This window comes from Streptomyces sp. NPDC000151 (assembly GCF_040301705.1).
In the GTDB taxonomy this organism is placed as follows: Bacteria; Actinomycetota; Actinomycetes; order Streptomycetales; family Streptomycetaceae; genus Streptomyces.
This window is the reverse complement of record NZ_JBEPFC010000055.1, coordinates 1-20,161: the sequence shown is the minus strand read 5'-3', so window position 1 is coordinate 20,161 and position 20,161 is coordinate 1. Positions and strand designations below refer to the sequence as shown.

Annotated in this window: 16 protein-coding genes; 10 read left to right on the top strand and 6 right to left on the bottom strand. The window is 73.7% G+C overall.

Annotated elements, in window-relative coordinates:
* Positions 1–38 precede the first annotated feature (38 nt).
* The 6 genes from ABT381_RS17555 to ABT381_RS17530 all read left to right on the top strand — a co-directional run bounded on the left by ABT381_RS17555 (position 39) and on the right by ABT381_RS17530 (position 7,176).
* A complete protein-coding gene (locus ABT381_RS17555; protein ID WP_351594519.1) occupies positions 39–1,070 on the top strand; it encodes an LLM class flavin-dependent oxidoreductase in 1,032 nt (343 codons plus the stop codon).
* Positions 1,070–2,386: an NtaA/DmoA family FMN-dependent monooxygenase gene (locus ABT381_RS17550; protein WP_351594516.1), complete on the top strand. Its 1,317-nt coding sequence runs from the start codon at positions 1,070–1,072 to the stop codon at positions 2,384–2,386. The genes ABT381_RS17555 and ABT381_RS17550 overlap by 1 nt, the downstream gene beginning before the upstream one ends.
* Positions 2,387–2,391: 5 nt before the next feature.
* Positions 2,392–3,177, top strand: a complete 786-nt coding sequence (locus ABT381_RS17545; protein ID WP_351594513.1) for a DUF1684 domain-containing protein — start codon at positions 2,392–2,394, stop codon at positions 3,175–3,177.
* 284 nt (positions 3,178–3,461) lie between these two features.
* Positions 3,462–4,358 carry a S1 family peptidase gene (locus tag ABT381_RS17540; RefSeq protein WP_351594510.1) on the top strand — a complete coding sequence of 299 codons (897 nt, stop codon included), beginning with the start codon at positions 3,462–3,464 and terminating at the stop codon, positions 4,356–4,358.
* Positions 4,359–4,628: 270 nt separating this feature from the next.
* Positions 4,629–5,720, top strand: a complete 1,092-nt coding sequence (locus tag ABT381_RS17535) for a slipin family protein (protein WP_351594507.1) — start codon at positions 4,629–4,631, stop codon at positions 5,718–5,720.
* Positions 5,721–6,108: 388 nt separating this feature from the next.
* On the top strand, positions 6,109–7,176 hold the full coding sequence (locus tag ABT381_RS17530; protein ID WP_351594504.1) for a S1 family peptidase: 1,068 nt from the start codon (positions 6,109–6,111) through the stop codon (positions 7,174–7,176).
* A 52-nt stretch (positions 7,177–7,228) separates the two neighbouring features.
* Here the strand turns inward: ABT381_RS17530 and ABT381_RS17525 are convergent, their stop codons facing one another.
* The 4 genes from ABT381_RS17525 to ABT381_RS17510 all read right to left on the bottom strand — a co-directional run bounded on the left by ABT381_RS17525 (position 7,229) and on the right by ABT381_RS17510 (position 10,113).
* Entirely contained in the window at positions 7,229–7,993 is a 765-nt protein-coding gene (locus tag ABT381_RS17525) for a metallophosphoesterase family protein (RefSeq protein WP_351594501.1), read from the bottom strand.
* The gene (locus ABT381_RS17520; RefSeq protein WP_351594498.1) at positions 7,990–8,718 is read right to left on the bottom strand and encodes a DinB family protein; all 729 of its coding nucleotides are present in this window, start codon (positions 8,716–8,718) and stop codon (positions 7,990–7,992) included. The genes ABT381_RS17525 and ABT381_RS17520 overlap by 4 nt, the downstream gene beginning before the upstream one ends.
* Positions 8,719–8,843: 125 nt before the next feature.
* Positions 8,844–9,503 (bottom strand): TOPRIM nucleotidyl transferase/hydrolase domain-containing protein, encoded by a 660-nt coding sequence (locus tag ABT381_RS17515; protein ID WP_351594496.1) that lies wholly within the window; start codon positions 9,501–9,503, stop codon positions 8,844–8,846.
* Between the two features lie 13 nt (positions 9,504–9,516).
* Entirely contained in the window at positions 9,517–10,113 is a 597-nt protein-coding gene (locus ABT381_RS17510; protein WP_351594493.1) for a TetR/AcrR family transcriptional regulator, read from the bottom strand.
* Between the two features lie 270 nt (positions 10,114–10,383).
* Here ABT381_RS17510 and ABT381_RS17505 point away from each other — a divergent pair, with 270 nt between their 5' ends.
* Positions 10,384–12,036 (top strand): amidohydrolase, encoded by a 1,653-nt coding sequence (locus tag ABT381_RS17505; RefSeq protein ID WP_351594491.1) that lies wholly within the window; start codon positions 10,384–10,386, stop codon positions 12,034–12,036.
* Between the two features lie 21 nt (positions 12,037–12,057).
* On the opposite strand, the gene ABT381_RS17500 is transcribed toward ABT381_RS17505, so the two are convergent.
* Positions 12,058–12,696 (bottom strand): TetR family transcriptional regulator, encoded by a 639-nt coding sequence (locus tag ABT381_RS17500; RefSeq protein WP_351594489.1) that lies wholly within the window; start codon positions 12,694–12,696, stop codon positions 12,058–12,060.
* A 131-nt stretch (positions 12,697–12,827) separates the two neighbouring features.
* Here ABT381_RS17500 and ABT381_RS17495 point away from each other — a divergent pair, with 131 nt between their 5' ends.
* Positions 12,828–13,598 carry an SDR family NAD(P)-dependent oxidoreductase gene (locus ABT381_RS17495; RefSeq protein WP_351594488.1) on the top strand — a complete coding sequence of 257 codons (771 nt, stop codon included), beginning with the start codon at positions 12,828–12,830 and terminating at the stop codon, positions 13,596–13,598.
* 75 nt (positions 13,599–13,673) lie between these two features.
* On the opposite strand, the gene ABT381_RS17490 is transcribed toward ABT381_RS17495, so the two are convergent.
* Positions 13,674–14,774, bottom strand: a complete 1,101-nt coding sequence (locus ABT381_RS17490; RefSeq protein WP_351594486.1) for an ABC transporter permease — start codon at positions 14,772–14,774, stop codon at positions 13,674–13,676.
* A gap of 195 nt (positions 14,775–14,969) precedes the next feature.
* Between ABT381_RS17490 and ABT381_RS17485 the strand changes: the two genes are divergently transcribed.
* Both ABT381_RS17485 and ABT381_RS17480 read left to right on the top strand, forming a co-directional pair.
* Positions 14,970–19,115: a DNA polymerase III subunit alpha gene (locus ABT381_RS17485; protein ID WP_351594483.1), complete on the top strand. Its 4,146-nt coding sequence runs from the start codon at positions 14,970–14,972 to the stop codon at positions 19,113–19,115.
* A partial coding sequence (locus ABT381_RS17480) for a DNA polymerase Y family protein (protein ID WP_351594480.1) occupies positions 19,112–20,161 on the top strand: 1,050 nt, incomplete at its 3' end. The genes ABT381_RS17485 and ABT381_RS17480, both read left to right, overlap by 4 nt.

Sequence of the window (20,161 nt, the reverse complement as noted above, 5' to 3'; positions counted from 1 at the left end):
TTCCAGAATCCGTCCGCCGCACCGGAAGGCGTACTCCCATGTCCGTACCCCAGCGGCTGCCGCACCTCGCCGTCGCGCTCGACGCTCCCGATGTACAGGGGCCCTTCGACGCCGCACACTACGTCCGCCTCGCCCGGCTCGCCGAGCGCGGCACCCTCGACTTCGTCACGCTCGGCGACACCTTCGCCCGGCCGGGCCCGGACGCCCTCGCCGTACTGGCCCGGGTCGCGCCGCACACTGAACGCATCGGGCTGGTCCCGACGGTGACCACCACCCACACCGAGCCGTTCCATCTCGCCACCGCCGTGCAGACCCTGGACTGGGTCAGCGGCGGCCGGGCCGGCTGGCAGGCCGGGGTGTCCCGGACGCGGGCCGAGGCCGCGCTCTTCGGGCGCCGGCCGGCGGCGCCCGCCGACGCGCTGTGGCGGGAGGCCGCCGACGTGGCCGACGTGGCAGGGCGGCTCTGGGACAGCTGGGAGGACGACGCGGAGATCCGGGACGCCGCCACCGGCCGGTTCATCGACCGCGGCAAGCTCCACTACGTCGACTTCCGCGGCACCTCCTCCACCGGCGAGCCCTTCTCCGTACGCGGCCCCTCCATCGTGCCCAGGCCCCCGCAGGGCCGGCCCGTCATCGCCGTCGACGCCACCGAGGACGCGGCCCGGGAGGCCGCGGCGGCCCGCGCCGACGTCGCGCTGGTCCGCGCCGAGGACCCCGACACCGCCTTCGCGGTCCGCGTCGAACTCCGCGCTCGCGCCGAGGAATCGGGCCGGAACCCGGACGATCTGCGGGTGCTCGCCTCGCTGCCGGTCGAGCTGGCGGCGCCCGGGGACGCGGCCGGGCTCGCCGACCTGCTCACCGACTGGCACGCCGCCGACACGGCCGACGGCTTCCACCTGCGGACCGCCGACCCGGCACGCGACCTGGCCCGCCTCGTCGACGGCACGGTCCCCGTACTCCGCCGGCGCGGCCTGCTGCGCCGCTCCTACCCGGGCGCCACCCTGCGCGAGCACCTCGGCCTTGCGCGCCCGGCCAGCCGTTACGCCGTCCGCACCGGAGAGGCATCCTGATGACGAGCGAACCCCGCAAGCGGCTGCACCTGGCCGCTCACTTCCCGGGTGTGAACAACACAACCGTCTGGCAGGACCCCAAGTCCCGCTCCCAGATCGACTTCTCCTCCTTCGTGCACCTGGCCAGGACCGCCGAACGCGGCCGCTTCGACTTCTTCTTCCTCGCGGAGGGGCTGCGGCTGCGCGAGCACAAGGGCCGCATCCACGACCTGGACGTGGTGGGCAGGCCCGAGTCGCTCACCGTACTGAACGCGCTGGCCGCGGTCACCGAACGGCTGGGCCTGGCCGCCACCGTCAACGCCACCTTCAACGAGCCCTACGAACTCGCCCGGCGGCTGGCCACCCTGGACCACCTCAGCGACGGGCGGGCCGCCTGGAATGTGGTCACCTCCTCGGACGCGTTCACGGGTGAGAATTTCCGGCGCGGCGGCTACCTCGACCACGCGGACCGCTACACCCGGGCCGCCGAATTCGTCGCCACCGCACGCGAGCTGTGGGACTCCTGGTCCGAGGACGGGACGCCGCGGCCCTTCGCGCACACCGGGCAGCACTTCGACATCCGCGGCGAGTTCACCGTCCCGCGCAGCCCCCAGGGGCACCCCGTCGTCATCCAGGCCGGGGACTCGCCCGCGGGCCGAGACTTCGCCGCCTCCGCCGCCGACGTGATCTTCACCCGGCACGGCACGCTGGAGGCGGGCCGCGCCTTTTACGCCGACGTCAAGGGCCGGCTCGCCGCACACGGGCGTACGCACGACTCGCTGAAGATCATGCCGGGCGTCACCTTCGTGCTCGGCGACACCGCGGCCGAGGCCCAGGAGAAGGCCCACCACATCCGCCGCCAGCAGGTCTCCCCGCAGAACGCGCTGCTCACCCTGGAACAGATCTGGGGCGTGGACCTCTCCCACCTCGACCCCGACGGCCCGCTCCCCGACTTCGACCCCGAGCCCGACCCCAAGCTCACCCAGGGCCGGACCCGGCTCGGCGACCCCCAGGAGATCGCCGGCCGCTGGCGGGCACTCTCCGAGGCCAAGGGGCTGTCCCTCCGCGAGACCGTCATCGAGGCGACCGGCCGGCAGTCCTTCATCGGCACCCCGGAGACGGTCGCGGCCGAGATGGACGCCTTCGTGACCGCCGACGCGGCCGACGGCTTCATCCTCGTACCGCATCTCACCCCCGGCGGCCTGGACGAGTTCGTGGACCGGGTCGTACCGCTACTGCAGGAGCGCGGCGCGTTCCGTACGGAGTACGAAGGCAGCACGCTCCGCTCCCACCTGGGGCTGCCGGAGGCCGCTCCCCGCCCGGTATGGAAGGGTTGATGACCATGAGCACGGAAGCAGAGAAGGACTGGCGGGCCTGGCACGCCGCGCGCGAACGGACCGTCTCCGGGCCGTCCGGACCCCTGGCGCTGACCGGCACGTACTGGCTCGCCGACCAGCCCGGCGGCCGCATCGAGGGCGTGCCCGGGCACTGGACCGAGGACGGCGACGCGGTACTCCTGACCGCCGCCCCCCAGGACGGGCTGCGCGTGGACGGCGTACCGCTCGACGGCGAAGCGCGCCTCGGCGCGGACGGCGGGCCGGAGACGGCCCGCGTCACGCACGGCGACCGGCGGCTGGTGGTGCTGCGGCGCGAGGGCCTGTGGGCCGTCCGCGTCTTCGACCCGCACTCCGCGGCGCTGCGCGCCTTCACCGGCATCGACGCCTTCCCGTACGACGCGCGGTGGCGGCTGACCGGCCGGTTCCGCCCGTACGAGCAGGGGCGCACGGTCCAGGTCCCGAACGCCGACGGCCGGGAGCGGGGCCTCGGCCTCGGCGGCGAACTCGCCTTCACCGTCGACGGCGAGGAGCACACCCTCCAGGCCGCGGTGGAGGCCGACGGCTCGCTGTGGGCCGTGCTCGCGGACGCCACCAGCGGCACCGAGAGCTACCGCTTCCGGTTCCTGCGGCCGCCCGCGCCCGCCGCCGACGGCACCGTCACCGTCGACCTGAACCGCACCCTGCTGCCGCCCTGCGCCTTCGCCGACCACTTCATCTGCCCCTTCCCCCCGCCGGGCAACACCCTCCCGTTCGCGCTGCGCGCCGGAGAACGGCAGCTCAGCGAGGGGTGAGGCGCGCGGGCCCGCCGCGCAGGAACCGGATCGGCGGGCCGCACGTCGAAGATCCGACCGAGGGGGCCGGAACCACGGCCCCGGCAGCAGATATCTCCGCCGCCGGGGCCATTCGCCATGCCCCGGGCCGGAAACGGCCTCTTGCGCACCGCGCCCGGACACTCCAGACTCCCGTCCAGCGCTTGTCAGGGGCACGCGGAAAACGGAACCCGTGGAACCCGTGCTGCCTGGCTGCGCCTCACGGGCCGCCCACAGGCGACCCCCGATTCCCCTCGGAGGAAGACGTGAGGAACGAGCGCACCACCCCCCGCAGCGGCGTCACCAGACGCACCCGGCTGATCGCCGTGGCGTCCGGCCTGCTCGTCGCAGGCGCCGTGGCCGTACCCAGTGCCAGCGCCGACGTCCACCCGGCCACCACCTTCAGCCCGTCGCAGCTGTCCGCGACGAGCGACTCGGTCCGCGCGGCGGACGTCGCGGGTACCGCATGGCGGGTCGACAAAGCGACGAACACCGTCGTCGTCACGGTCGACAAGACCGTCTCCCAGGCCGAGATAGCGAAGATCAAGAAGACGGCCGGCCTGAACGCCGGCGCCGTCAGCATCGAGCGCACGGCCGGCACGTTCCAGAAGTACATCTCCGGCGGCGACGCGATCTACGCCCCGAGCTGGCGCTGCTCGCTCGGCTTCAACGTACGCAGCGGCACCACCTACTACGCCCTGACCGCCGGCCACTGCACCGACGGCAACCCGCCGTGGACCACCGGCAGCGGCGCGTCGATCGGCCCGACCGCCGGCTCCAGCTTCCCCGGCAACGACTACGGCATCATCAAGTACACCGGTTCCGTCTCGCACGAGGGCACCGTCGGCAGCCAGGACATCACCAGCGCCGGCACCCCGTCCGTCGGCCAGACCGTCACCCGCCGCGGCTCCACCACCGGCATCCACAGCGGCAAGGTCACCGCCCTGAACGCCACCGTCAACTACGGCGGCGGCGACGTCGTCTCCGGCCTGATCCAGACCACGGTCTGCGCCGAGCCCGGCGACAGCGGCGGCCCGCTGTACGCGAGCACCAAGGCGCTCGGCCTCACCTCCGGCGGCAGCGGCAACTGCTCCTCCGGCGGCACCACGTTCTTCCAGCCGGTCACCGAGGCGCTCAGCGCCTACGGCGTCAGCGTGTACTGAGCAATGCCCCGGCCCTTCCCCATGGCCGGATGAGTGTTCTCGGCACCCCGCACGTACTGAGGGATACTGCGCCACTGGACTGCAGCCAGCAGCAGTAGGCCCCCGCTCGCCGCGGCGAGCGGGGGCCCTTGCGTTTACGCAGGTCAGCGCGTCGACCATGATCGGTTATTTGTTTCCGATCCGCACCGACACTCGACCGCCCCGGCAACCGGGCATACCGTGTAACTACGTGCGACTCGGACGGCTGACAGCTCTGTCTAGGGGGCCGTGATGGTCGAGGAACTGGTCACGACCGGCGTGGCGCTCGCCGCGGCGGGCGCGGTGTACGCCATGGCGGCGGCCCGCGTGGTCAAGCAGTACGAACGCGGTGTGGTGCTGCGGCTCGGGCGGCTGGCCTCATCCGTACGCGAACCGGGATTCACCATGGTCATCCCGGGCGTCGACCGGATGCGCAAGGTCAACATGCAGATCGTCACGATGCCCGTGCCCGCACAGGAGGGCATCACCCGCGACAACGTCACGGTCCGAGTGGACGCGGTGGTCTACTTCAAGGTCGTGGACGCCGCCGAGGCGATCATCCGGGTCGAGGACTACCGCTTCGCCGTCTCCCAGGTCGCCCAGACCTCGCTGCGCTCGATCATCGGCAAGAGCGACCTGGACGATCTGCTCTCCAACCGGGAGAAGCTCAACCAGGGCCTGGAAGTCATGATCGACAGCCCCGCGCTGGGCTGGGGCGTGCAGATCGACCGGGTGGAGATCAAGGACGTCTCGCTGCCGGAGACCATGAAGCGGTCGATGGCCCGGCAGGCGGAGGCGGCCCGCGACCGGCGGGCCCGGGTGATCAACGCCGACGCCGAGCTGCAGGCGTCCAAGAAGCTGGCCGAGGCCGCCGCGCAGATGTCCGACCAGCCCGCCGCGCTCCAACTGCGGCTGCTGCAGACCGTCGTCGCGGTCGCGGCGGAGAAGAACTCCACGCTGGTCCTGCCCTTCCCCGTCGAACTGCTCCGCTTCCTGGAGCGCTCCGGCCTCCAGGCCCAGGCGCAGACGGAGGCGTACGAGCGGGCGCGGGACAGGGACGGCGGCCGGGCTCCCGAGGACGCGCGCCCGGAAGAGGTCCGCAGGGAGAGCATGACCCGGGAGGACGTGAGCCGCGAGGAGATACCGCTGGACACGGCGGAGGAGGACCTGCCCGGCATCGAGTCGGGCATCGACCTGCCGGAAGTGGAGGTCCCCGGCGTCGAGATCCCGGGCGTCGAGGTCCCCGGCGTGGAGGCCCCCGGCGTCGAGGTCCCCGGGGCGGAGGTTCCAGGGGTGGAGGTGCCCGGGACCGAGGCAGCGCCGCGGGACGACACCGCGAAGTGACGCCCGGGGCAGGGCATGGGGGCGGAGATGGGGGAGGGGCTGGGGCGCGCGGAAGGTGATCGTCGGTTTCCGGACCGGTGCGGTCCTCACTGTGCGCTGACCACCGGCTGCCCACCGTGTGCGTCCGGTACCGGAAAGGGGAGGGACATGCGCGGATATCGGTGTGCAGGACCCGTGGACGATCGGTGAATCGTCGTACGCAAGACCGGAACACGGTCTTGTGCGCGCCCCTGCGGGGTGGGAATACTCGGCGGCGCGCATTGGCATGGACGCGACTATCGGTCCGTGCACGTCCGTGTCTGGAACCTCGGGCACAGACTCTCACCCCTCAGGGCCCGCGGCTTCCCCCACGTTTCGGCGGGCCCTTCCCCCCACGGGAGGTCTTGAGTTGAAGCACCGACGCATACCCAAGCGCCGCGCCGCCCTCGCCGGAGCGGGCGCCCTCGCCCTCGCCGCCAGCGCCGGCTTCGCGCTCAGCGCCAACGCCAGTCCGGCCCCCGCACCGCAGCCGCTCTCGCTGACGCCCACCGCGGCCGGCAAGCTCGCCGCGCAGCTCACCGACGGCACCGCCGGCTCGTACTACGACGCACAGGCCAAGAAGCTCGTCGTCAACGTCGTGGACAAGGCCGCGGCCGACACCGTACGGGCCAAGGGCGCCGAGCCCAGAATCGTCCAGCACACCCTCGCCCAGCTGAACGGCGCCCGGCAGACCCTGAAGTCCAAGGCCACCATCCCCGGCACCTCCTGGGGCATCGACCCCCGGAGCAACAAGGTCGTCGTCACCGCCGACCGCACGGTCAAGGGCGCGCAGCTCGCGAAGCTCACCAAGGTCGTCGACAGCCTCGGCAGCAAGGTGCAACTCACCCACAGCAAGGGGGAGTTCAAGCCCTTCATTGCCGGCGGCGACGCCATCTGGGGCAGCGGCTCGCGCTGCTCGCTCGGCTTCAACGTCGTCAAGGACGGCCAGCCGTACTTCCTCACCGCCGGCCACTGCGGCAACGCGGTGAAGAGCTGGTCGGACTCCCAGGGCGGCGGCGAGATCGCCGCCACCGAGGACTCCAGCTTCCCCGGCAACGACTACGCGCTGGTGAAGTACACCGCCGACACCGACCACCCCAGCGCCGTCGACCTCTACAACGGCAGCAGCCAGGAGATCAGCGGCGCGGCCGAGGCCACCGTCGGCGAGAAGGTACAGCGCAGCGGCTCCACCACCCAGGTGCACGACGGCACCGTCAAGGCCCTGAACGCCAGCGTCAACTACCAGGAGGGCACGGTCGACGGCCTGATCCAGACCGACGTCTGCGCCGAGCCGGGCGACAGCGGCGGCGCGCTGTTCGACGGCGACAAGGCCATCGGCCTGACCTCGGGCGGCAGCGGCGACTGCTCCGGCGGCGGCGAGACCTTCTTCCAGCCGGTCACCGAGGCCCTGCAGGCGTACGGCGCGCAGATCGGCTGATCCACCCCGGCTCCACGGCCCGGCTCCCGAACGGGGGCCGGGCCGCTCGCCGTCACCGCCCGTCCAGCGGCCCGAAGGCGGCCAGCGCTTCCTCGGCGGTGTGGGCGCTCCGTACGTACGTCTCCGCCCACCGGGCGGCGTCCGGAAAGCCGGACTCGCGCGCGATGCGGGCGCACGCCGCGTCCCGGTCGTAGTCCGTCCGGCGCAGCGCGACCGCGCCGCCGCCGGGGCCGAGCAGCGCCCAGTGCGCGCCGGGCCGCCCGTACGGCATCCCGACGCTCCCCGGGTTGACCACCAGCCGCCCGTGCGTGATCCGGACGAACGGCATGTGGGTGTGGCCGCAGACCACCGTCCGTACGCCGTCCGCCACCCCGGCCAGTACCTCGGCGAAGCGCTCCGGCCGGGAGTCGGCGAGCACCACCTCCGCGTCGTCGCGCGGCGTGGCATGGCAGAAGAGGACCGCGCCGAGGCCCGGCACGTCCCGCGTCACCGTCGCCGGGAGCGCGACGAGCCGCTCGATGTCGGCGGGGGAGAGCTGCCCGGCCGCCCAGGGCGTGATCGTGTCGGGGGCCGGGGCGCCGCGGTCGCGGTGGCACGCGATCAGCTCGCGTTCGCCGTTGCCGGCCAGCCACACGGCGCGGTCGCCGAGGCCGCGCAGCAGGTCGAGGGTCTGGCGGGGGAGCGGCCCGGACAGCAGGTCGCCGGTGAGGACGACGGTGCGCGCCGCCCGCACGTCGGGCTCGGCCAGTACGGCTTCCAGCGCGGGGGCGACTCCGTGGATGTCGGACAGCACGGCTACCGCGGCGGTGTCGGTCATGCGGTGGGCGTGGCAGTGGCGGAGCGGGTCCGCCACAGGTCGCGGAGGAGCGCGATCTCGGACATGTGGTGGATGAATTCGAGGTTGGCCCCCGCCAGCACGGCGATGAAGGGGTCGTCGGGGTCGGAGCCGTAGGGGTACTGCGAGAAGCCGACCGTGTCGAGCTGCTCGTCGGTGACGGTGGCGATGCTCTCGCGCCAGCGGTCGATCGCCGCCCAGAACCGCTGGAGCGCCACGGCGGCGGAGGGGGTGAAGTCGACCAGCAGCTTCGGCTCCCGCCGCCGTTCGCCGAAGGTCCACTCCCAGGGGCCGGCGAAGTGGAAGTGCAGGTGTCCCAGCCGCCACGCGATGGTGGTGAGCGGCGTCCGGTCGGGCTCCGGCGCGCCGGTGTGGGCGAGGACCTGCTCGACCCGCTCGACGCTCACGCTCCAGTCGTCGGCGATCTTGGCGACGGTCATGCCGTCGGCGGCCTGCCGGGCGACCTCGGCGTACTCGCTCGCCGGGATGTCCGGGGCGCCCAGGTCGAGCACCCACTCGCCCGGCCCGAACGCCCTGGGCGTCACCGCCTCGTCCCGGCGCCGGATCGACCAGCAGCCGGGCACCGGCTCCCACAGGTACTCCTCGTCGCCGAGCCCCGTCAGCCGCACCTGGGCCATCTCCCTGGCCTTGTCGAACTGGTCGAGCAGTACGCCCAAGCGGTCGGTCCGCACGCGCTCGGTCTCCATGCCTGGCCCCCTTCGCGGCCGCGGACCGTACTGGCCGCGTTCAGAGGGAAGTTAACGGCTCACCGCACGGGGCGCGAGGGGTTTTCCCGCTGCCGAAGCGGTGCGCCACCACCCGCATCGGCGCACTACAGATGCGCGAGCAGGCGGTCCAGTGGCCGCGGTACCCGGCTGAGGTCCAGGTCATCGACGAGCGCTCGGGCGTACTGGCTCTTCCGGCCGCTGATGGTGCCCATGAAGCGTCGCAGCTGCTGCTCGACGTTCCGCTCCCGCTGGGCGGGCTGTTTCTGGAAGATGTGCCAGGCCCGCAGGTCGCCCTGGGCGTCGACGACCTGCTGCACGCAGGCGGCGCCGAGCGAGCGGATCAGCTCCTCCTCCAGGTCGGCGACGCACACGTAGAAGCCGAGCGGCTCCATGTCGGCGCGCGCGAGGTCGCGGCCGAGACCCGCGCGTTCCAGGGCGCGCGCGAAGTGGCCTTCCTCTCCGGCGTCGCACAGGCCCGCCAGCCCGACGTCGAGCCCCTGGGGACCCAGCAGGGTCAGGAATCTGCCGATGCTGGTCGCGCCGCCGAGCGGGACGACGGCGATGCCCTCCGCATCGAGGACGCGGCCGTGCCGCGCGGCCAGCGCTTCGAGCGCGACCCGGTCGCTGGCCCCTTCCACGAGGACGACCGTGCGCACAGCGGTACCGGCGGCCAGTTCGTGTGCGACCGCCGCTGCGGCCGGCGCCCCGGCACCGCCGGCCGCCCACTCGACGACCGCCCGACGGAACTGCCTCATCGCATCCATGGGCCCCAGTTTCTCAGCCGCGGCGCTCCACCAGCCGGGCCGCCGCCGACCTCGCCGTGGCCAGGGCCGCGGTCCGGTCCGCGCCGTGCTGGCCCAGCACCACCCGTGTGCTGAGCCCGTCCAGCAGGGCGAGCAGTTCGGAGGCGCGGCCCGTGCAGTCCCCGGGGGCGAAGCGGCCCTGCGCGACGCCCTTGGCCAGCAGCCCGGCCAGGTCGTCGCGCCAGCCCCGGTCGAGCTCCTCCTGCGTCTCGCGCAGCGGTTCGTTGGCGACCGTGCGGGCCCACAGCTCGATCCACAGCATCCAGCGCGGATCGCGCGGCCCGCGCGGCAGGTAGAGGCCGACGAAGGCGTCCAGCATCCGCACGGCGCCGAGCCGGCGGGCGAGCAGCGCCCGGCGCTCCTCGGCGAGCCTCGCCTCGCTGAACCGCAGCGCCTCCAGCAGCAGCCGGTCCTTGCTGCCGAAGTAGTACAGGATGTGGCCGCCGCTCGTGCCGAGCCGCCGGGCCAGCGCGGACATGGTGAGCGCCGCGAGGCCGCCCTCGGCGATGGCCTCCATCGCCTCCTCCAGGATCCGGTCGGCCGCGACCTGTCCGTCCCGCCGTCGTGCCACCGCCCGGCCTGCCCTTCGTCCCGTTCCGCGGGTGCGCGCGATGTCCCCGCGCGTCCGTCGTCCCGACCTTATCCCGGGCGATTCGCCGCGGGGTCTTGACGGGTGCGGGCCGCTCGGCGCATTTTGAATGCCGTTCAAGAAATTTGAACGCCATTCAAAGTCGATCAACGTCGGCCGGTCCATCCGCTCGTGGCGCCACGGTGCCGCCCCCCCCGCCCCCTAACCCGCTCACCGCAACTGTTCGCATCCTCACAGGAGTTGGTCCCGCACATGTCTTCTCGTCACCCCGCCGCCGACCTCGTCCTGCACAACGCCCGCCTCCACACCGTGGATCCCGCGCTGCCCGAGGCCGAGGCGCTCGCCGTGCGGGACGGCCGGATCGTCTGGGTCGGCCCGGACGACGAAGCCGCGGAATGGATCTCCTCGGGTACCGAAGTGCTCGACGCGCACGGCAAGTTGGTGCTGCCCGGCTTCATCGACGCGCACAACCACGTCCGGCTCGGCTCCGACGACGCCTGCGTCCAGCTCGCCGGCGCCCGCAGCCTGGACGAGGTGCACAGCCGCATCCGCGCCTGGCGGGACGCGCACCCGGACGCCGAGTGGATCGAGGCCGAGGCGCTGGACTACTCGGCCCTGCCCGGCGGCCGGATGCCGCGCGCCGCCGACCTCGACCCGGTCACCGGCGACATCCCCGCCTTCGTCCTGAGCTACGACGTGCACACCGCCTGGCTCAACACCGCGGCGCTGCGCCGCCTCGGCATCACCAAGGACCGCACGGACCTGCCGTACGGGCGTGCCGAGACCGACCCGGAGACCGGCGAACCCACCGGATTCCTCAAGGACTTCGCGGTCCGCGGGCTCTCCCGGGACGGCCACCGCGCGCTGCGCGACCTCGGCCTACCGTGGGCGTCCGCCGAACGCCAGTACCGCCGGCTGGCCGGCAGCCTCGACGACGCGATCCGCTTCGGCATCACCACGGTCGTCGAGCCGCAGAACTCCCTCGACGACCTGGCGCTGTTCGAGCGCGCCCGGGAGGAGGGCCGGCTGCGGTCCCGTATCGTCGCGGCCCTCTTCCATCCGCGCGGCACCACCGGCGCCGACCTCGTCGACTTCGCCCGCGCCGCCGAGAAGTACGACGACGACCGGCTGAGCGTCGGGCCCCTGAAGCTCTACATCGACGACGTGGTCGAGCCGCGCACCGCCGCGCTGCTCGCGCCGTACGCGGGCTGCCGCCACCACCGCGGCGAGACCTTCTACCCGCCCGAGGAGTTCGCCGAGCTGCTGACCGAGCTGGACTCCCTCGGCTTCCAGTGCTTCGTGCACGCCACCGGCGACCGCGGCATCCGTACCGTCCTGGACGCGGTGGAGCGGGCCCGGGAGTTCAACGGGCCGCGCGACGCCCGCCACCAGATCGTGCACGTCGAATGCCTCGACCCCGCCGACACCCCGCGCTTCGCCGCACTGGGCGTGGTCGCCTGCATGCAGCCCCGGCACGCGGCCCCCGAGATCGCCGGGCCCGGCCAGGACTGGGCGGAGAACGTCGGCGCCGACCGCTGGCACAAGGCGTGGCCGCTGCGCAGCCTGAAGGAGGCAGGCGCGGTCCTCGCCTTCTCCAGCGACTGGAACGTCGCCGAGATGGACCCGATGATCGGCATCTACACCGCCGTCACCCGGCAGCCGCTGGGCGGCGGCGAGCCGTGGGGCCCGCAGGAGACCATCGACGTCGAGACCGCCGTGCACGGCTACACGATGGGCTCGGCGTACGCCAACTTCCTCGAGAACGAACGCGGTTCACTCACGGTCGGCAAGCTCGCCGACTTCGTCGTCCTATCCCGCGACATCCTGCGCGGCGCGCCGGAGGACATCCCGGGGACGGTGGCGGAGGTGGTCGTGGTGGGCGGGGAGGTGACCCACACGGCGTAGCCGGCTGCTGCGGGCGGCCGCCTACGCCCGCCGCTCCGCCAGCCACGGCAGTCCCGCCGCCAGCGTCCGCAGCGCACGCGCCGCCAGCTCCGCCGGAGGCGAATCGCTCTCACCCGCCGCCCACACCTCGACCGCGGCCCGCAGCGCTCCGTCCGCCGCGGCCGCGGTCAGCCGTACCTCCAGCGGCCCGGCCGTCGTCGTCCGGGCCAGTACGTCGACCAGCGCCAGCTCGGACTCGTGGTGCGCACGGTGCCAGACCGCGCGCAGCGCCGGATTGTCCTGCATCGCGTGCAGCAGACCCCGGGTCCACTCCAGCGCCTCCTGGGCCCGCGCGTCGGCGGGCGTCAGCGCCTCGCGGGCCGCCCGCTCCAGTACCTCGCCCAGTGGCAGCTCGGGCTCCCGCACGGCCAGCTCGGCCAGCCCCTCGGCCCAGTCCCGTACGCCGCCGGTCAGCAGCGGCGCGACCGCATCTTCCTTCGTACGGAAGTAGCGGTAGAACGTGCGCGGCGCGACGCCCGCGGCACGGGCGATGTCCTCCGCGGTGACGGCGGCGCCGCGCTCGGCGAACAGCGCCGCCGCGGTACGGGCGATCTCCAGCTCGGTCGCGGCCTTGCGCCGCTCGGTGAGGGAGGACGGGCGGGAGGCGGGTGCGGTGGGCATGGCCGGAGTCTACGCCGCTGTGCGCCGAGGTGACAGGAAGTGCATGGGTGGCACAGTGTGCCATTGAGGCGTACGGTGTCGGAGTCGCGGCTCGACGGAGAGCCGCGCACCGACGAGAACGGAGATGCGCCATGAACCGCTATGAGGGCCGCCGCGTACTGATCACCGGCGGCGGGTCCGGCATTGGCCAGGCCACCGTGCACCGGGTCCTCGCCGAGGGCGGCCGGGTCGTGGCGGCGGACGTCAGCGAGGAGGGCCTGAAGGTCACCGCCGAACGCGCCGCCGCCGACGGCACCGCCGGCCGGCTCACCACCGCGGTCCTGGACATCTCCGACGAGGCCGCGGTCATCGCCGGCACGGCCACCGCCGTGGAGGCGCTCGGCGGCCTGGACGTGCTGGTCAACGCGGCCGGCATCCTGCGGTCCGAGCACACCCACAAGACCACCCTGGACTTCTGGAACAAGGTCGTCTCGACCAACCTGACCGGCACGTTCCTGATGATCCGCGAGGCGCTGCCCGCGCTCCTGGCGGGCGAGCGGCCGGTGATCGTCAACTTCAGCTCCACCTCCGCCTCGTTCGCGCACCCGTACATGGCGGCGTACGCGGCGAGCAAGGGCGGCGTCCAGTCCATGACCCACGCCCTCGCGAGCGAGTACAGCAAGCAGGGGCTGCGCGCGGTGTGCGTCGCGCCGGGGTCCATCGCCAGCGGCATGACGACGGGCCGCGGCCCGGGGCTGCCCGAGGACGCCGACATGAGCCTGTTCACGAAGCTGATGCCGGCCATCGGCGAGGGCTTCGCCGGCCCGGAGACGGTCGCGGGCGTCATCGCGATGCTGGCCTCCGAGGACGGCGCCTTTGTCACGGGCACGGAGATCCGGATCGACGGCGGCACGCACATGTGAGGTGTACGGAGGCGGGCGTGCGTCGTACGGGGAGGGCGCGGTGGGGGTTGCGGCTCCTACCGGCGCGGCGCGCCCCTACTGCCGCGGCTCGCTCCGCTGGATCGCGCCCCGCCCCACGGAGAGGGCCGCGAAGAGCAGCGTCAGCGCCGCGGCGACCACCGCCCAGGCGGCGAGCACCAGCAGCGGCCCCGTCACCGCCCGCCCGTCGAAGTACGCGATCGAACGGGTCGCCCAGGTGCCCGCGCCCGGCGGCAGCGCGGGCCCGATGGCGTGCCAGAAGGGCGGCAGCAGCGGATACGGATAGGCGCCGCCCGCGCTGGGATTGCCGCCGATCACGACCACGAGGATGGTCAGCCCGATGCCGAGGATCCCGGCCATGCCCTGGAAGGCGAAGGTGGTCGCGCCCACCGCGAACACGATGAGCGCGCCCAGCCCCCACAGCGCCACGACGCTGCCCGGCAGCGCGCCGAGTGCCGGGCCGATGACGAGCGCACCGGCCAGCCCGGCCAGTACCGAGTACACCAGCAGCGCGCCGAGCCGGATGACCGCCCGCCGGCCGTTGGTGGGGCGGGCCCCGTAACTGATCGCGAGGATCGCGGCACACAGGTAGCCGCCCACGCACCACCCCACGACCAGGTAGAACGACGACAGTCCGCGGGCGTCCTGCGGGTCCGCCGGGGCCACGTCGGTCGTCCTGATGGTCCGCTGCTGCGCCTGCTCCGCCTTGGTGAGGACCTTCTGCAGCGCGTCGGAGAGCGCGCTGCCGCTGCCGCCGGCGACCAGCAGCTCGTCCTGCTTGCCGCGCGGGTCGACCACCAGCGCCCCGTCGATCTCCCGGTCCTTCAGCTGCCGCACGGCAGCGGCCCGCGACCCGGCAGGGCGCGCGTCGAGCGGCGAGCCCCGCAGCCGGTCCAGCTTCGCGACGAGCTGCCCGCGCTCCTGCGGGGGCGCGACGACCGCGAACGCCACGTCCCTGGGCTTGGGGGAGTGGAAGGCGCCCGCGTACGAGGCGATGAACGCGGCCGTCAGGGCCAGCACCCCGATGATCAGCAGCGCGGCCCGCGCCGACACCGCGTCCTTCAGCTCTCCGGCGAAGGTGGTCCTGGCGCCGGTACCGGCACCGGTTCTGGCATCGGTCCCGGCACCGGTCCTGGCGTCGTCGTCCGCTGTGGCCATGGACGCTGCTCCTCGCTGTACGTACGGATTAGCCTCATATCTTCCCTTTTGAGGTGGTGGATGTGTGGCTGAGTGGGCGTGCCCCGGCGCGTCGCGCACACGTGTTCGCACGGACGTTCGAAGAAAGCGTTATGGTGTGAGTGAGACGGGGGATGCAAGGTCAGTCAGGGGGTGCTCACGCGGTAGGAGGTGCGAATGTCCCGGTTCACGCACCTGCACACCGCATCGGGATTCTCCGTGCGGTACGGCGCCTCACACCCCGAACGGCTCGCCGAACAGGCGGCCGAACGCGGCATGGACGCCCTCGCCCTCACCGACCGCGACTCGCTCTCCGGCGCCGTACGCTTCGCCAAGGCCGCCGCCGAAGCCGGCATCCGCCCGCTGTTCGGCACCGAGCTGGCGATCGCCGAACGACAGCCGGACCCCACCCCCACGACACGCCGCCGCACCCCCGTGCGCGGCGGCGCCTTCATCGACGAATCGGCCGCCCGCGCCGTCTTCCTCGCCCGCGACGGCGCCCGCGGCTGGGCCACCCTGTGCCGACTGGTCTCCGCCGCACACGCCACCGACCGCGAACGCCCCCTCCTCCCCTGGGACGACCTGGCCACCGCGACGGACGGCACCGTCGTCCTCCTCGGCCCCGACTCCGAAGTCGGCCGCGCACTCGCCGCCGGACGCCCCGACCGCGCCGCCCGCCTCATCGCCCCCTGGCGCGAGCTGTACGGCGACGCGCTGCGCCTCGAAACCGTCCACCACGGCCGCACCGGCACCGGCCCCGGCTCCCTCCGGCTCGCGGCCCGCACCCTCGGCTTCGCCGTCGACCAGGGCATCCGGGCCGTCCTCAGCAACGCCGTCCGCTACGCCGACCCCGGCCAGGGCCCGGTCGCCGACGTCCTGGACTCCGCCCGCCGCCTCGTCCCCATCGACCGCCACCGCCCCGAAGCCCGCGACAGCGGCGAACGCTGGCTCAAGGACGCCGACACCATGGCCCGCACCGCCGAACGCATCGCCGAAGCCGCCGGCCACCGCCGCGACACCGCCCACCGGCTGCTCGCCATGACCGAGGAGACGGCGGGGGAGTGCCTCGTCGACCCCCAGGACGACATCGGACTCGGCACCGTCCACTTCCCCGAACCACGGCTGGTCGGCGCGGAGCACCGTACCGCCTCCCGCGTACTCCGCTCCCGCAGCGCCGCCGGAATGGTCCGCCGCGGCTACGACCGCGGCCCGGCCGCCCGCACGTACTGGGAACGCCTCCACCGCGAGCTGGACATCATCGACCACCACGGCTTCGCGTCGTACTTCCTCACCGTCGCCCAGGTCGTCGAGGACACCCGGCGCCTCGGCATCCGCGTCACCGCACGCGGCTCCGGCGCCGGCTCGCTGGTCAACCACCTGCTCGGCATCGCACACGCCGACCCCGTCGAGCACGGCCTGCTGATGGAACGCTTCCTCTCCAAGCGCCGCGCCGTCCTCCCCGACATCGACATCGACGTGGAGTCCGCCCGCCGCCTGGAGGTCTACCACGCGATCTTCGACCGCTTCGGCGCCGAACGCGTCGCCGCCGTCGCCATGCCCGAGACGTATCGGGTACGCCATGCCGTGCGCGACGTCGGCGCCGCACTCGGCATGGACCCCGACGAGGTGGACCGGATCGCCAAGTCCTTCCCGCACATACGGGCGCGGGACGCGCGGGCGGCACTGGAGGAACTGCCCGAACTGCGCGCCCTGCGGGACAACCCGCCGCCCCCGCCGTTCTGGGACCTGGTGGAGGGCCTGGACGCGCTGCCCCGCGGCACCGCCATGCACCCCTGCGGCGTACTGCTCTCCGACGCCACGCTCACCGGCCGCACCCCCGTGGTGCCCACCGGCGGCGAGGGCTTCCCCATGTCGCAGTTCGACAAGGACGACGTCGAGGACCTCGGCCTGCTCAAGCTCGACGTGCTCGGCGTACGGATGCAGTCCGCGATGGCGCACGCCACCGCGGAGATCGGCCGCGCCACCGGGCGGCCCGCGCCGGACATCGACGACCCGGCACAGGTGCCGCCGGGCGACCCCGCGACGTACGGCCTGATCCGCTCCACCGAGACCCTCGGCTGCTTCCAGATCGAGTCGCCGGGCCAGCGCGACCTGATCGGCCGGCTCCAGCCCGCCACCTTCCACGACCTGGTCGTGGACATCTCGCTCTTCCGCCCGGGGCCGGTCGCGGCCGACATGGTGCGGCCCTTCATCGAATCCCGGCACGGCCGCAGACCCGTCCACTACCCCCACCCCGACCTGGCGGAATCCCTGCGCGAGACATACGGCGTCGTGGTCTTCCACGAACAGGTCATGCACATCCTGGACCGGATGACCGACTGCGGCCTGGACGAGGCGGACCGGGTCCGGCGCGGCCTGTCCGACCCCGAGTCGCAGGGCCGCATCCGCGTCTGGTTCGCGGAACACGCCGCGCGGCACGGCTACTCCTCCGAAGACATCGCCCGCACCTGGGAGATCATCGAATCGTTCGGTTCGTACGGCTTCTGCAAGGCGCACGCGGTGGCCTTCGCCGTACCGACCTACCAGTCCGCCTGGCTCAAGGCCCACCACCCGGCCGCCTTCTACGCCGGCCTGCTCACCCACGACCCCGGCATGTACCCCAAACGCCTCCTCCTCGCCGACGCCCGCCGCCGCGGCGTCCCGATCCTCCCCTTGGACGTGAACCGGTCCGATGTCGCTTATCGAATCGAACTGGTGTCTGGGATGGGTGGGGGGAATGTGGGATATGGCCCTACTGGGGCGGGGCACGGGCCTTCTGGGGTGGGGCACGGGCCTTCTGGGGCGGGGCACGGTCCTGTGGGGCACGGTCCTTCCGGGGTGGGGCGCGGGCCTTCCGGGGCGGGGCACGGGCCTTCCGGGGTGGAGCGCGGTCCTTCCGAGGCGCGTGGAGCCTGGGGGCTACGCCTCGCGCTCTCCGAGGTGCACGGCATCAGCGAGGCGGAGGCCGGCCGGATCGCCGCCGGCCGCCCCTACTCCTCGCTCCAGGACCTGTGGCGACGGGCCCACCCGGGCCGCCCCGTCCTCGAACGCCTCGCCAGGGTCGGCGCGTTGGACGCCTTCGGCGCCAACCGCCGCGACCTGCTGCTGCACATCGCCGAACTGCACCGCCAGCAGCGCGGCGCACCGGCCGACACGCAACTCCCGCTGACCACCGCTGCCTCGGCACCGGCCGGCCTGCCGGACCTGAGCGACGCCGAACGGCTCAGCGCCGAGCTGGGCGTACTGGGCATGGACGCCTCCCGGCACCTGATGGGGGACCACACCCAGTTCCTGAACGAACTGGGAGTACTCCCGGCCAAGCGGCTGCGCGAGGCCCGGCACGGTGACACGGTCCTGGTCGCCGGCGCCAAGGCGGCCACCCAGACGCCGCCGATCCGCTCCGGCCGCCGGGTCATCTTCACCACCCTCGACGACAGCACGGGCCTGGTCGACTGCGCCTTCTTCGACGACAGCCACGAGACCTGCGCCCACACCGTCTTCCACTCCTGGCTGCTCCTGGTACGCGGCACGGTCCAACGCCGCGGCCCCCGCAGCCTCAGCGTGGTCGGCACCGCGGTCTGGAACCTGGCGGAACTGGCGGAGCTGCGGGAGAGGGGCGGGCTCCGGGCGGTCACGTCCCACCTGGCCTCCCACCCTCCCCTCCCCCCACCCCCCACCACCCCCGCCCCCACCACCTCCACCCCAATCACCACCCCCGCCCCCGTACCGGCAGCTACCGCGAACTCCACCTCAGAGGCGGCCCCAGCCTCCAAGGCAACCCGAGCCCCCGCATTCGCCCCGGCCTCGGCGCCCGCCCCGGCATCGGCGTCCGCCACGGCCTCGGCGTCCGCCCCAGCACCCGGGGGCGCGGCCTCGGGGGCCCCGGCCTCCGCGCCCGCCACGGCTCCCGCACCCGCCCCCGCGCTCGCCCCCGCGGGGCGCAGTCCGGGTGTGCGCGTCACTGGGCACCCCCACAGTCGGAGCGGTTCCGCCGACCGTGAGCGGTACGCCGCCGCGGAGGCGGGCACCGGCACAGCACCCGGAGGCGATGGCACCCCCACCCCGCCTGCCGACTCGTGGACGCCGGGCGACTCGGCGACGCCTGCCGACTTGGCGGCGCCGGGCGACTCGGCGATGCCTGCCGGCTCGGCGACGTCTGCCGACTCGGCAATGGTGGACGACTCGGCGGCGCCGGGCGACGAGCGGGTCATTCGTCTGCCCACCGGCTACACCCTGCACCCGTGGGCCGATCTCCAGCCCGCGGGCGAACGCGCCGCCACCGGTCGCAAGTTGTGGCACGCCAGCCCGGGGAGCGCGGGATGACTGACCAAAAGCCTCCTTCCTCACCTCCTTCCGGAAACTCTCCGACGGATGCCGCCGGTGCTCCGGGCCGGGGCCGGGTGTCCAGGACCGGGGTCGCGCTGTACGTACGGTTCCGTCCGGCCGCGGTGGCCGGAGCGGCGGCCGCCCCGGCCCTCGGGGAGGAGACGTACGAGCGGCTGATCGCGCTGCTGGGGGAGTTCACCCCCGTGGTCGAGGCGCTGCCGCCGGACGCCGCGCTCGCCGACGTACGCGGTGCGCAGCGGTACTTCGGCCGGGACGCCGCCGGCATCGCCGAGCTGCTCCGGCTGCGCGCCCTGGCGTGGTACGACACCGAGTGCGTCATCGGCATCGCCGGCAACCCTTTGCTCGCCCGGATGGCCGCCCAGGACGCGGCACCCGGAGAGGTACGCGTCGTCCCCGGCGACCCCGAGGGCGTCGCCGCCTTCCTCGACCGCAGGCCCGCCGCCGCCCTGCACGGCATCGGCCCCACAGCGGCCCGCGCCCTGTGTGCGTACGGGCTCGACAGCGTCGGGCGGATCGCCGCGGCGCCCCCCGCGACCCTGCAGCGCATCCTCGGCGCGAAGGCCGGCCGCCGGGTGTCCGAGCGGGCCCGCGGCATCGACCCGACGCCGGTGACCCCGAACGCGCCGTCCCGCTCGATGGCCGCCGAACATCGCTTCGCCCACGACGAGCTGGACGAGGCGCGGCGCCGCAGGGCGCTGCTCGCGCTCGCGGACGAGCTCGGCTCCCGGATGCGCAGCGGCGGTCAGGTGGCAGGCGCGCTCACGCTCACCGTCCGCTACGCCGACCGCTCCACCACGACCCGCACCCGGCGGCTGGCCGAACCGACCGCGCACGGGCCCGCGCTGACCGAGGTCGCCTACGCGCTGCACGCCGCGCTCGGTCTGCAACGCGCTCGCGTGCGGTCGGTGGCGCTACGGGCCGAGGACCTCCGCCGGGCCGAACGCGCCGCCCGGCAGCTGACGTTCGACCCGGCGGACGACAAGGCCCGCCGCATCGAAGCCGCCGTCGACCGCGCCCGCACC